Origin of the sequence: Staphylococcus pseudintermedius (assembly GCF_001792775.2) — a bacterium.
Lineage (GTDB): Bacteria > Bacillota > Bacilli > Staphylococcales > Staphylococcaceae > Staphylococcus > Staphylococcus pseudintermedius.
Window position 1 is genome coordinate 1 of the sequence record NZ_MLGE02000019.1, and the last position, 12,704, is coordinate 12,704.

Below are 12,704 nucleotides of genomic sequence, written 5' to 3' on the forward strand. Positions count from 1 at the left end.
GATCAAACTCTCCATAAAAGAAGTAAGCTTGATATAGCTCGTTGATTGTTTAAGTCAATCACTCTCGAAAGTACTTTTGAAGTACTCAAATTATTGGAATTAACGTTGACATATTGTCATTCAGTTTTCAATGTTCATTTCAAATATATAATGGTGGAGACTAGCGGGATCGAACCGCTGACCTCCTGCGTGCAAAGCAGGCGCTCTCCCAGCTGAGCTAAGCCCCCATGTTATTTTACAGAAGTCGGGAAGACAGGATTTGAACCTGCGACCCCTTGGTCCCAAACCAAGTGCTCTACCAAGCTGAGCTACTTCCCGTTATTAAGATGGCGCGCCCGATAGGAGTCGAACCCATAACCTTTTGATCCGTAGTCAAACGCTCTATCCAATTGAGCTACGGGCGCATAATTAAAGATGGTGCCGAGGACCGGAATCGAACCGGTACGGTGATCTCTCACCGCAGGATTTTAAGTCCTGTGCGTCTGCCAGTTCCGCCACCCCGGCAAAAATAATGGAGCAGAAGACGGGATTCGAACCCGCGACCCCGACCTTGGCAAGGTCGTATTCTACCGCTGAACTACTTCTGCTCAATAGTATTCGAATGGTGAGCCATAGAGGATTCGAACCTCTGACCCTCTGATTAAAAGTCAGATGCTCTACCAACTGAGCTAATGGCTCATAAAATGGTGCCGGCCAGAGGACTTGAACCCCCAACCTACTGATTACAAGTCAGTTGCTCTACCAATTGAGCTAGGCCGGCAATGGTGGAGAATGACGGGATCGAACCGCCGACCCTCTGCTTGTAAGGCAGATGCTCTCCCAGCTGAGCTAATTCTCCATATGTAATGCCTGGCAACGTCCTACTCTCGCGGAACGTAAGTCCGACTACCATCGGCGCTAAAGAGCTTAACTTCTGTGTTCGGCATGGGAACAGGTGTGACCTCTTTGCCATTGTCACCAGACAATAATTATTTTATTAAGTAGCTTATCGGCTACCTTTTTATAATACATGTTTTGCAAATACTTTTCAATAGTTAATTTTACACTTTGTTTAAGTTTTTTACAAACATTTTAAATTTGTTTTGCCGTTCAATTTGACGACTTTTATATAATACTCAATTATCTTTTCAAAGTCAACACTTTTTAACACCTTTTTTTAAAATAAATTCAAACCGATTTGCATGACCATTTCTGTGCCCACCACATGTGAAACCAACCTAGTCTCGCCATATCCATTCACCATGCATCATAGTATTCTCTCCTCTACACATCGCAATATGAAGTGTCCCTCGTGTTCATCCTTTTCTCCTTTACTAAAGCTAAAAAACGCCTGTACACTGAATAGACAATGTACAAGCGATTAATAATACATCTTATTTTTGGCGCATATATGGGAATAATAACACGTCACGAATAGATGGAGAATTCGTTAATAACATCACGAGGCGGTCAATACCGATACCTAATCCACCTGTTGGCGGCATACCGTATTCTAATGCCTCAATGAAATCCTCATCCATTTCATGTGCTTCGTCGTTACCTTGCTCTTTTTCTACTAATTGTGCTTCAAAGCGTTGACGTTGATCGATTGGGTCATTTAATTCTGTGAACGCATTCGCATGTTCGCGACCTACAATAAACAACTCAAAGCGATCAGTGAAACGTGGATCTTCAGGGTTCTTCTTAGCTAAAGGAGAGATTTCAATTGGATGACCATAAATGAATGTCGGTTGAATTAAAGTTTCTTCTACTTTTTGTTCGAAAAATTCATTTAGAATGTGACCATACTTCATATTATCATCTACTTCAATACCATGTGCTTTCGCTAATTCGTGTGCTTCTTTGTCTGATTTCACTTCATAAAAGTCTACACCTGTCGCTTCTTTAACGGCATCGACCATGTGTAATCTACGCCATTGTGGTTCTAAATTAATTGTTTCATCACCGTACTGAACTGAAGTTGTACCTAATACGCGACGAGCGATGTGTGCAACTAATTCTTCAGTTAATGACATAATATCTTTGTAATCTGCATACGCTTCATACAATTCAATCATCGTAAATTCTGGGTTATGACGTGTAGAAACACCTTCGTTACGGAATACACGTCCGATTTCATATACTTTCTCCAAACCACCTACGATTAAACGTTTAAGGTGTAGTTCGATGGCAATACGCATGTAAAGTGTTGCATCCAATGCGTTGTGGTGTGTCACGAATGGCTTCGCTGCAGCACCCCCTGCGATTTGATGCATCATTGGTGTTTCCACTTCTAAAAACCCTTTTTCATTAAGGTAATTACGCATTTCTTGAAGAATACGGCTACGATTAATAAATGTTTGCGTGCTTTCTTCGTTGGTAATTAAGTCAAGATAACGTTGACGGTAGCGTTGTTCAATATCTTGTAAACCGTGATGTTTGTCCGGTAATGGACGTAACGCTTTAGATAAAAGTTTGAATGACTTCGCTTTTACTGATAATTCTCCAGTATTTGTTTTAAACATAATACCTTCAACGCCGACAATATCACCTAAGTCTGCAGTATTCCAAATACCAAATTGTGCGTCACCCACTTGGTCTTTACGTACATAAATTTGAATTTGACCCGATAAATCTTGAACGTGCGCAAATCCTGCTTTACCTTTACCACGTTTTGTCATAATACGACCTGCAATTACCGTATGACTTTCCGTTTCTTTTTCAGCAAGTTCTTCTTTTGCGTATTGATCCCATTGAGCTTTTAACGTTTCCGCAGTTCCAGTACGCTCAAACTTCTCACCGAATGGATCAATCCCTAAGTCTCTTAATTCTTGTAATTTTTGTCGACGGACCTGCATTTGGTCATTCAATTCTTCTGTCATGCTTACCTCTCCTTTTCGCTTCTTATGCCTCTATTTTTTGTTTTTCCATTTGTTCATCACGGAATTCTGTTAAAATCTCAGTCATTTCGGCTAAGGTTTCTGCCTGGTTTAATGCTTTACGCGCTTTACCATTGCCTCTGACACCTTTAAGGTACCATGACGCGTGTTTGCGCATTTCCATAACGCCCACTTTTTCACCTTTTAAATCTACGAGACGATTCAAGTGTAATAAAGCAATCTCAATTTTTTCGTCGATTTGAGGCTCATCAATTAACTCGCCTGTTTCTAAATAATGCACCGTACGATAAATCATCCATGGATTGCCTAATGCTTCACGTCCAATCATGACTGCATCCACACCTGTCTCTTTAAGCATCTTTTCAGCAAGTTCTGGACTCGTAACGTCACCATTACCGATGACAGGAATGTTAACTGCTTCTTTCACTTGACGAATAATATCCCAATCTGCCTTACCTTCGTACATTTGAACACGTGTGCGACCATGTAGCGAAATCGCCGCAGCACCAGCACGTTCAGCAGCTTTTGCATTTTCAACGGCGAAGATATGGTCCTCATCCCAGCCGATACGCATTTTACATGTCACAGGCTTGCTCACACGTTCTGTTACCGCCGACACCATTTCATAAATTTTGTTCGGATCTAATAACCAACGTGCACCCGCTTCACATTTAATGATTTTTGATACTGGACAGCCCATATTAATATCAATAATGTCAGCTGTTGTATTTTTATCTACATATTCGGCAGCTTCGACTAATGTTTCTTTTTCACCACCAAAAATTTGTAACGATAATGGACGTTCATTTTCATCGATGTATAACATTTTCATCGTTTTTGGGTTGTTAAACAAAATCGCTTTATCGCTCACCATTTCTGCGCACACTAGCCCGGCACCGAACTCTTTTACAGTAAGTCGAAATGCTGAGTTACACACACCTGCCATAGGCGCAAGCACGACTCTGTTTTCAATTTCAACGTCGCCAATTTTCCACATTTCAAATTTCCTCCAATATATTCAAAGTCAATCACCAAAATCCATCACAATATTGCTTTATATTTTACTACTGTATCATCATGAGGTACGATCTGTTGAATTTTTTGGCCCGAATGCGGTTCGGTAACATTGGCAGCAATATCATTTAATGGTACCATCACAAAAGCACGTTCAGTCATACGCGGGTGCGGCACCGTTAAATCATCCTCTTCAATGATTTCATCGCCGTACAATAAAATGTCAATATCCATTGTACGTGGGCCCCATCGCACTTTACGTACACGATGTAACTCTGCCTCAGTTTCTAAAGCGACCTTTAACAAGTCTTGTGCAGAAAGTTGTGTTTGAATGTGTAAGCATAAATTCAAAAAATCAGGTTGTTCTGTATATCCGACCGGCTTCGTTTCATAAATAGGTGAAATCGCAACAACATTAATCTTGTCATGAGCATCTAATAAATCAATCGCTGCTTTTAACTGTGCTTCTCGGTCACCCATGTTACTGCCTAAACCTAAATACACATCAATCATGGTGATTCGCCCTCACAATTTCTACACCGACCCCTTGATAATAACCAGGTATAGGTGGATTTTTTTTAGTGATTCTAACTTTCGTTTCCATTACACGATTATAGTGTGAATTTATACGTAATGCAATACGTTCCGCAAGATGTTCAATTAATTGCACAGCAGAACCATGCATAATGGCTTTGATATCTTCATATACTTCACCGTAATGTACAGTATCTTCCACGCGATCAGACGTACCTGCTACACTTAAATCCACTTTCATTTCAACATCAACGGTAAAAATTTGACCGATTTCATTTTCTGCAGGGAGCGCGCCATGATACGCATAAAATTCAAGTCCTTTTAAAAATATTTTATCTTCCATCTTCATATCCTTTCAACGCATCCATTGTTTTGGCCAATCGTGCATTCATTAAAACATTATGTACACGAACACCATGTACACCTTTCATAATACCGTAAGCTGTTGTGGCTGCCGTCGCTTCATCGCGCTCATCAACTTGATTGTCGCCACCGAGTAAAAATTTAATCAAACGCTTTCGACTCGTCGCTAACAAAACTTTATAACCTGTTGCAACAAGTTCATCTAACCGTGACATCACTTCTTGTTCTTCTTCACGCGTTGTCGCAAATCCAATACCCGGATCAAGCCAAATACGTTCACGATCAATCCCGGCGAGCACCGCTTTATTCGCTTGCTTTAATAACATGACAAGCATTTCGTCCATCACCGGTACGTTCCGCTCGCCATCACCATTATGCATTAAAATGACTTCTGCGTCGTATTTCGCAACCACTTGAAACATGCGTGAATCATAAAGCCCTGCCCACTGATCATTAATCATTGTAGCACCCGCTTCAAGTGCAGCTTCTGCAACTTCGCTTCGAAATGTATCGACTGAAATAGTGACGTCCAAATGTTGTAAAGCTTTAACGACCGGGATGACACGTGCAAGTTCTTCCTCCACTGTGACTTCCTCTGTGACTTCCTCGTGACCTGGACGTGTGGATACGCCTCCTACATCAATGATATGTGCGCCTTGTTCAACCATCTTAGTCCCATGTTCAACCGCGCGATCAACTTCATTAAAGCGCCCACCATCTGAAAACGAATCCGGTGTGACATTTAAAATACCCATAATTTGTGTTTGTGGCATGTTACAATCTTCCTTTCCGCCTCATTCAACCATTCACATCCACCTTAGAATAGGTATATTATAACAAATTTCTGAAGCTTTCATACAATGTCAGCCATCGTCTTCAAAGCGGAATGATAAGCATACTTGATGTCTAAGTGAGACACATCATTTTCTATAGCCGTATCACTAAAATGCAATAAAAAAGCAGGACTGTATGTGCACAGCCCTACTGTTGTCTCTTATTCAAAATTATAAAGTGGTGTAGAAAGGTAACGCTCACCATTACTTGGCAATACCGTTACAACTGTCTTACCTTTACCTAGTTCTTTCGCTTTTTGAATCGCCGCATAAATTGCCGCACCTGAAGAAATACCGCCTAAGATACCTTCTTCTTTAGCAACACGACGAGATGTTTCCATCGCTACTTCATTGCCGACTTTAATAATTTCATCATAAATTTCTGTGTTTAACGTACCTGGTATAAAGCCCGCACCTAAACCTTGTAATTTATGAGGTCCTGGTTCGCCACCACTTAATACTGGTGAGTCTTCAGGTTCGATGGCAACGATTTGAATGTCTGGATATTTTTCTTTTAACACTTTACCAGCACCTGACAAAGTACCACCCGTACCTACACCTGCTAAAAAGGCGTCGATGGTACGGCCTTCAAATTGTTCTACAAGTTCTGGACCTGTTGTTAATTCATGCACTTTGGGGTTAGCTGGGTTTTCGAATTGTTGTGGTTCAAAATAGCCATGTGTCTCTTTAAGTTCTTTCGCTTTTTTAATTGCACCTTTCATCGCTTCTGCACCCGGTGTCAATACGAGTTCTGCACCGTAAGCTTTTAATAAGTTACGACGTTCCATACTCATTGTTTCAGGCATTGTGAAAACAGCTTTATAACCTTTTGCCGCACATACAAATGCTAAACCGATACCTGTATTTCCTGAAGTAGGTTCGACAATTGTATCGCCTGGCTTAATTTTGCCTTCTTTTTCTGCTTGTTCAATCATCGCTAAGGCAATACGGTCTTTCACAGAGCCGCCTGGATTCTGATATTCTAATTTCACATAAATGTCTGCAGCATCTTCACCTGCTTGATGACGTAACTTAACAACAGGTGTTTGACCAATAATGTCTGTAATATTATCCACTGGTTTTCTGACCATCCTCAACAACCTCACTTTTCAATTAATTTTCTCGTTAAAACATAGCTATTATATCGGATATCTATAGTGTACCACTAAATGTACGCGAGCAAAAGCACATTCTAAGTCGCAACTGTTTTTTATCAAGATATCGACCGATGTTAACGCCTATATCGTTTAAAAGGCTCGCATACTCCATTCTATATCATTGAAGACCGAGAAGAAATGAAGTCGTTTAAAAGTGACTTAATTAGCCATCAATTCATGTGAGACGATAACGATTTTGAAATTGTTCATCAAACTCAAAACTTGCCCTCATGTGCTAAAGTTATCAATGTAAAATTGCCAAAATGTAGGGGGATTGAAAAACCGCCAATGCTACTTCTAATATAACAAGATCATGAAGTGTTGGCGAGTTAAGACAAGTCTCTGGAAAAGCGAATCCATACCGGCAACCTTAAAGAATGCGTGTTCATGAGGGCAAGTTAAGGAAAATATTAAATTAAATATCATCAAAATTTTTATTCCAGCTTGTTACATGTGTTTAAGATGGCATTTCAGCAAGTAACGCCTTCAATTCATCTTCGGAAAATGAATAACGTGAGCGACAGAAATGACATTCCGCTTCTGCACCGTGATCTTTTGCAATCATATCTTCAATTTCGGCTTGACCTAAACCTTTGATAGCATTTAAAAATTTATCGTGGCTACAGTTACATTCGAATTCAGTCGGCATGCTTTCTAAAATTGTCACATTGTCTTTACCTAAAATCGTTTCTAACATTTCTTCTGGTGTTAAACCTTCATCAATTAATGTCGATACAGGTTTCATCGTGCTAATCGCTGCTTCTAAACGATCGATGGTTTCATCTTTGGCACCCGGCATGACTTGAAGGATAAATCCTCCTGCTGCTTTGATAGAGTTATCTGGGTTAACAAGTACACCAACCCCCACTGATGAAGGGACTTGTTCACTGTTCGCAAAATAATATGTGAAGTCTTCACCGAGTTCACCTGAAATGATAGGGCTACTCCCTGTATAATAATCACGCATGCCCACATCTTTTACGACATTGATTGCGCCCGTTGTTCCGACTGCACGACGCACATCTAATTTGCCTTGTTCATTGAGCGGAAAGTGCGTTTGAGGATTCGTCACATAACCTCTCACTTTCCCTTTCGCATCTGCATCAGCAATAATTTTACCGATTGGGCCATCGCCGTCTACCGTTACTGTTAATTTTTGGTCACCTTTTAACATAGCACCCATCATTAAACTTGCTGTCATTGTTCGACCTAAAGCTGCAGATGCAGTGGGCCACGTATAATGACGCTTTTGTGCTTCTTGAATCGTTTCCGTTGCGTTTACACTATATGCACGAATTTCTCCGTTAAAGGCCAACGCTTTTACTAAATAGTCATGTGTCATTTTGCTATATCACTCCTTAAATTTGTGCAGTTTATTCTGTGTTATTGATTAATGGTCATCTATGTCCGTCGCTATTTTAATTGGAGGGTCACTACTTTGCATTATCATACGCGGAAGTCTCGTACGACTCAACTAAAATGCTTCCTACAACTTTATCATGTATAGAGGTAAATATAACTTTTACATTCAAATTAGCGAAAGTGGAGAGGCCATAAAATTTGGGATGCGATTGATGCGGTATTTTATTTAACTTGCCCATAATGATTTTTGGCTTTGATTGCCCTCATGACTTCGCTTTCTTACTTTTTTGCAAGTGCTTTTATCAAATTTTACCCCCACTTATACCATCATGCTTTTGAAAAGGGGCACCACTTCACCATCAGTGTTCACCAATTATAAAAAGGACTTTTCTTAAAAGTGTTCTGCTTTCAAGAAAAGCCCTGATGCTTATCGCTTATTGAAGTGGCGGTTGATCATTACCTGGACGATCAATGTTTGGCTCTTGTTCATAACCCGTTGTATCGCCATTGTCATTTTGTTGTGTGTCTTCACTGTCTTTTGGCTCAGTCTCATTGGTTGTTTCGTCTTCATTGCGTCGTTCTGATTGATCACGGTTTGCGCGTCCTGTCAATTCTTGTTGTTCTCGACGAATGTCATCATAAGACTTACCATATTTCCCTTCGTCAAACGCTTTATTTTCAGAATGGTTAACGACTTTTGCATCATCATAATTCACTTCTGGTAAATGCCCTTCATGGAATAATGATTGAATTTGTTCTGCAACCAATGTTTCTTCAGTTAATAACGTCTTAGCGATTAATTTTAATTGGGATTCGTGGTCTAACAAGATTTGTTTACAACGTTCATATTGTTCTTTAATGATGCGTTGTACTTCTTTGTCAATTTCAAAGGCGATTTGACCTGAATATTCAGGTTCACCCGACATGTCTTTACCTAAGAAGACTTGTCCGCCGCCATGTGAGAATTGTACAGTACCTAGTTTTTTACTCATACCGTATTTCGTCACCATTTCACGTGCGATTTGTGTAGCACGTTCAAAGTCATTTGACGCACCTGTTGAGACTTCGTTAAAGATAATATCTTCAGCGACACGTCCACCGAGTAAACCACAAATCTTATCGAGTAATTCTGGTTCAGTCATTAAGAAACGGTCTTGTTTAGGTAACATCATTGCGTAACCACCCGCTTGACCACGTGGTACGATAGTTACTTTGTGCACCACTTCAGCTTCGTCAAGCACCATACCGATGATAGTATGTCCTGCTTCATGATGGGCAACGATATTACGTTCTTTTTCAGAAATGACACGCGATTTTTTAGCTGGACCTGCAATAACGCGGTCTGTCGCCTCTTCAATATCACGCATATCGATTTTTTTCTTACCACTACGCGCCGCAATTAAAGACGCTTCGTTGAGTAAGTTTTCTAAATCCGCACCAGAGAAGCCCGGTGTACGTTGTGCAATCGCTTTAAGGTCTACTGTTTCGTCTAAAGGCTTGTTTTTAGCATGAACATGTAAAATGGCTTCACGGCCTGTCACATCTGGACGTCCGACTTGAATTTGACGGTCAAAACGGCCTGGACGTAATAACGCAGGGTCTAAGATGTCAGGACGGTTTGTCGCCGCAATCATGATGATACCTTCATTTTCACCAAAACCATCCATCTCTACAAGAAGTTGGTTTAATGTTTGTTCACGTTCATCATGCCCACCGCCAACACCTGCTCCACGTTGACGACCCACTGCATCGATCTCATCTATAAAAATGATACACGGCGCATTTTTCTTCGCATTTTCGAATAAATCACGGACACGGCTCGCACCGACACCGACAAACATCTCAACAAAGTCCGAACCACTAATTGAGAAGAACGGCACACCTGCTTCACCCGCTACTGCACGTGCAAGCAATGTTTTACCTGTACCTGGTGGCCCTACTAATAAGACACCTTTCGGGATACGTGAACCCATTTGTTTGAATTTCTTGTTATCTTTCAAAAAGTCAACAATTTCAATGAGTTCTTGTTTCTCTTCATCTGCTCCCGCAACATCTGTGAAGCGTACACGGCCTTTTTGACTATCGTACATTTTCGCTTTGGACTTACCAAAGTTCATCATACGACCGCCACCACCGCCGCCTTGTGCTTGGCTAAGGAAGAAAATAAAGAGTAGAGCAATCACTAAAACAGGAATTAATGTAGAAATAATACTTACAAATACACTCTGTCCTTCTTCTTCTTTAACAGTAAAATCTAATCCTTTTTGGTCTTTGGCTGTTTCAGTAACTTTATTCAATTCTTGATCATTATTAAACAAAATTGTTGAGGCATAATCGTCATTATTTTTTAACTTACCGCTCACTTTATAAACATTATTTTCTGGTTGAATTTCTAAAGATTTCAGTTCTCCATTATCCAACTTTTGAATAAATTGCGTGTAAGTTAACTCTTTAGGTACATTTCCATTGCCGTTAATCCATGAAAATAGCCCAAAGATAACAACGCCGACAATGGCTATAAACAGCACATTACGAAAAGCTTTCTGCATGCGTCGTTTCCTCCTACTTCAAATATAAAACTAATAAAAATTTTACCATAATTGTTACACAAATGGCTAGTAATTGACTTTTATCAACGCTAGGGACATGCCCCATTCAACGCGATTATTTTGCGTACACTTCAGATTTTAGCGTACCAATATAAGGTAAGTTACGATACTTTTCTTGATAGTCCAAACCATAGCCAATCACAAACTCATCGGGAATTTTTTTACCAACATATTTCGCTTCAATATCCGCTTTACGACGGTTTGGTTTATCGAGTAATGTCACAATTTCTAATGAGTTCACACGGCGAGATTGTAATAATTCTGTGATAGATTTTAATGTCGTACCCGTTTCAAGAATATCTTCAACGATTAACACATCTTTATTTTCGATTGATGAACTTAAATCTTTTAAAATTTGTACTTCACCTGTTGATTCTGTACCACCGTGATAACTTGATACATCCATAAAATCAATCGCAAGTGGCAAGTCGATATGTTTAATTAAGTCTGTCATGAATAAGACTGACCCTTTTAAAATACCGACACAAAACAGATCTTTCCCCTGATAATCTGCTGTGATTGTTTCACCTAATGTACGACAAATCTGTTGAATGTCCTCCTCCGTTAATAACACTTCTTTTACATCATTTTTCATGTATGTCATCTCCCATAAATTGAATCTTAATTGCACCTTGATAGTGTTGCTGAATATACAACGTGCCTACAGCTAAAATGTCTCCATGCGTCGTTTCGATGATCGGTATTTGTGCTCTCAAATATGCAGGAACTTTTGCATCAATCATCAGCCGCGATACTTTTTTATGATGCCCATCATGTCGTGCAATACGGTCGCCGGGTTGACGAGAACGAATGCACAATTTTGAGCCAGGCAAATCAGTCATGTCAGTAATCTGAACGTCATAACAACCAAAGCGATACGTTCCCGCTTCAGTCACCTGTATAGTATATGTATCTAAGCTTTTTTGCATTGGCGCCATTATTACTAATTTATCATACACGATATCAGCATGCCATTGGTTTGTGTGCATCAATTGTGTTTGTGCGACCGGACCAGCTAATTTTTGTAACCAATCAGCATACGCACGCTCACTTATCGTAACGGTATCCTCAAATTGATGCAACAATGTATCCAAGGTTAATATTTTAACATGGTACGTCAAGGCGTTGAAAGCGTATCTTGATACAGTAAAAGAATGTGCGTTTGTTGTCACAAATCGCTCGATAAAGTTGTCTACTTCATGTTGCATCAACATGAACGCTTCATCATACCACGCTTTAAGTTTTAGCAATTGTTGCGACTTTAACTGCGCATTCTCGTCAATTTGTGGCAAGATTCGATTGCGAATATCATTGCGGACATAGGTATTGCTTGCATTCGACGTATCTTCAAAATAAGGGACATCATGTTGCTGTTGATACGCTCGAATGACATGTTTCGATGTATTTAACAACGGTCTGTACAAACGATATCCGTTACGCGCTTCAATGGTTGACATGCCGAGCGAACTGCGTGTACTTTTCCCAGTAAACAACCGGTAAAAAATCGTTTCCACTTGATCATCCTCGTGGTGCGCAGTGAGCAAACCGTCCGCGTCCAATTGGTGCATCATCGTATCAAACCATTGATAACGCATCTCCCTTGCATCATTTTGAATACTTCGTCCTTCTGCCACCACATCCGACAAGTCCAGTCGCTTCATATAGAACGGAATGTCATGCTGTTCACAGTAATGTTGAATGAATGTTGCCTCTTGCTTTGACGCCTCTCTCAAGCCATGATGTACGTGTAAACAAGTCAATTGGCGATACGTTAATGTCTCATCATATAGCAATTGATGCAGCAGTACCATACTATCAATTCCTGTCGAAACCGCAACGACGATATGGTCTGTAGCCTTCCAGTTTTGTTGCATATCGATGCCACTCCTACATTAAAATAGAGGCTGAGAGTCAAAGTTATCCTTCGTTTCTCAACCTCTAAGTGATTATCAA

General features: G+C 40.2%; 10 protein-coding genes, 8 tRNA genes and 1 rRNA gene. All 19 read right to left on the reverse strand.

The genetic code is table 11. The features are described 5' to 3' along the window. Nucleotides 1-151: 151 nt before the first annotated feature. Nucleotides 152-227: transfer RNA gene (locus BJK46_RS10905), tRNA-Ala, on the reverse strand. A gap of 17 nt (nucleotides 228-244) precedes the next feature. Continuing rightward, a tRNA-Pro gene (locus BJK46_RS10910) sits at nucleotides 245-318 on the reverse strand. Between the two features lie 9 nt (nucleotides 319-327). Continuing rightward, nucleotides 328-404, reverse strand: a tRNA-Arg gene (locus BJK46_RS10915). 11 nt (nucleotides 405-415) lie between these two features. Further along, a tRNA-Leu gene (locus BJK46_RS10920) sits at nucleotides 416-504 on the reverse strand. An 8-nt stretch (nucleotides 505-512) separates the two neighbouring features. Then, nucleotides 513-587 (reverse strand) — tRNA-Gly (locus BJK46_RS10925). Nucleotides 588-602: 15 nt separating this feature from the next. Continuing rightward, nucleotides 603-678, reverse strand: a tRNA-Lys gene (locus tag BJK46_RS10930). A gap of 6 nt (nucleotides 679-684) precedes the next feature. Further along, nucleotides 685-760 (reverse strand) — tRNA-Thr (locus BJK46_RS10935). A 2-nt stretch (nucleotides 761-762) separates the two neighbouring features. Continuing rightward, nucleotides 763-838 (reverse strand) — tRNA-Val (locus BJK46_RS10940). A 9-nt stretch (nucleotides 839-847) separates the two neighbouring features. Next, nucleotides 848-962 (reverse strand): 5S ribosomal RNA (gene rrf, locus BJK46_RS10945). A 411-nt stretch (nucleotides 963-1,373) separates the two neighbouring features. Then, nucleotides 1,374-2,861, reverse strand: a complete 1,488-nt coding sequence (gene lysS, locus BJK46_RS10950; protein ID WP_015728597.1) for a lysine--tRNA ligase — start codon at nucleotides 2,859-2,861, stop codon at nucleotides 1,374-1,376. A 22-nt stretch (nucleotides 2,862-2,883) separates the two neighbouring features. Next, nucleotides 2,884-3,876: a tRNA dihydrouridine synthase DusB gene (gene dusB / locus BJK46_RS10955; protein ID WP_014614788.1), complete on the reverse strand. Its 993-nt coding sequence runs from the start codon at nucleotides 3,874-3,876 to the stop codon at nucleotides 2,884-2,886. A gap of 44 nt (nucleotides 3,877-3,920) precedes the next feature. Continuing rightward, nucleotides 3,921-4,406: a 2-amino-4-hydroxy-6-hydroxymethyldihydropteridine diphosphokinase gene (gene folK / locus BJK46_RS10960; RefSeq protein WP_014614789.1), complete on the reverse strand. Its 486-nt coding sequence runs from the start codon at nucleotides 4,404-4,406 to the stop codon at nucleotides 3,921-3,923. Further along, complete coding sequence (gene folB, locus BJK46_RS10965) at nucleotides 4,399-4,770, reverse strand: dihydroneopterin aldolase (protein ID WP_014614790.1); 372 nt, start codon at nucleotides 4,768-4,770, stop codon at nucleotides 4,399-4,401. Before folB ends, folK begins: the two co-directional genes overlap by 8 nt. Continuing rightward, nucleotides 4,760-5,563 carry a dihydropteroate synthase gene (gene folP / locus BJK46_RS10970; RefSeq protein ID WP_014614791.1) on the reverse strand — a complete coding sequence of 268 codons (804 nt, stop codon included), beginning with the start codon at nucleotides 5,561-5,563 and terminating at the stop codon, nucleotides 4,760-4,762. The genes folB and folP overlap by 11 nt, the downstream gene beginning before the upstream one ends. Before the next feature lie 221 nt (nucleotides 5,564-5,784). Further along, on the reverse strand, nucleotides 5,785-6,714 hold the full coding sequence (cysK, locus tag BJK46_RS10975) for a cysteine synthase A (protein ID WP_014614792.1): 930 nt from the start codon (nucleotides 6,712-6,714) through the stop codon (nucleotides 5,785-5,787). 523 nt (nucleotides 6,715-7,237) lie between these two features. After that, nucleotides 7,238-8,122: an Hsp33 family molecular chaperone HslO gene (gene hslO / locus BJK46_RS10980; RefSeq protein WP_014614793.1), complete on the reverse strand. Its 885-nt coding sequence runs from the start codon at nucleotides 8,120-8,122 to the stop codon at nucleotides 7,238-7,240. 454 nt (nucleotides 8,123-8,576) lie between these two features. Continuing rightward, nucleotides 8,577-10,691 (reverse strand): ATP-dependent zinc metalloprotease FtsH, encoded by a 2,115-nt coding sequence (gene ftsH, locus BJK46_RS10985; protein ID WP_103263591.1) that lies wholly within the window; start codon nucleotides 10,689-10,691, stop codon nucleotides 8,577-8,579. Between the two features lie 115 nt (nucleotides 10,692-10,806). Beyond that, a complete protein-coding gene (hpt, locus tag BJK46_RS10990; protein ID WP_014614795.1) occupies nucleotides 10,807-11,346 on the reverse strand; it encodes a hypoxanthine phosphoribosyltransferase in 540 nt (179 codons plus the stop codon). Next, the gene (gene tilS, locus BJK46_RS10995; protein WP_103263590.1) at nucleotides 11,336-12,625 is read right to left on the reverse strand and encodes a tRNA lysidine(34) synthetase TilS; all 1,290 of its coding nucleotides are present in this window, start codon (nucleotides 12,623-12,625) and stop codon (nucleotides 11,336-11,338) included. The genes hpt and tilS overlap by 11 nt, the downstream gene beginning before the upstream one ends. Nucleotides 12,626-12,704: the final 79 nt, after the last annotated feature.

Bases quoted from the DNA above. Each gene is read 5' to 3' on its own strand.
- hslO (WP_014614793.1), bottom strand. From the start codon at position 8,122: ATGACACATGACTATTTAGTAAAAGCGTTGGCCTTTAACGGAGAAATT.
- tilS (WP_103263590.1), bottom strand. From the start codon at position 12,625: ATGCAACAAAACTGGAAGGCTACAGACCATATCGTCGTTGCGGTTTCG.
- folK (WP_014614789.1), bottom strand. From the start codon at position 4,406: ATGATTGATGTGTATTTAGGTTTAGGCAGTAACATGGGTGACCGAGAA.
- ftsH (WP_103263591.1), bottom strand. From the start codon at position 10,691: ATGCAGAAAGCTTTTCGTAATGTGCTGTTTATAGCCATTGTCGGCGTT.
- hpt (WP_014614795.1), bottom strand. From the start codon at position 11,346: ATGAAAAATGATGTAAAAGAAGTGTTATTAACGGAGGAGGACATTCAA.
- folP (WP_014614791.1), bottom strand. From the start codon at position 5,563: ATGCCACAAACACAAATTATGGGTATTTTAAATGTCACACCGGATTCG.
- dusB (WP_014614788.1), bottom strand. From the start codon at position 3,876: ATGTGGAAAATTGGCGACGTTGAAATTGAAAACAGAGTCGTGCTTGCG.
- lysS (WP_015728597.1), bottom strand. From the start codon at position 2,861: ATGACAGAAGAATTGAATGACCAAATGCAGGTCCGTCGACAAAAATTA.
- folB (WP_014614790.1), bottom strand. From the start codon at position 4,770: ATGGAAGATAAAATATTTTTAAAAGGACTTGAATTTTATGCGTATCAT.
- cysK (WP_014614792.1), bottom strand. From the start codon at position 6,714: ATGGTCAGAAAACCAGTGGATAATATTACAGACATTATTGGTCAAACA.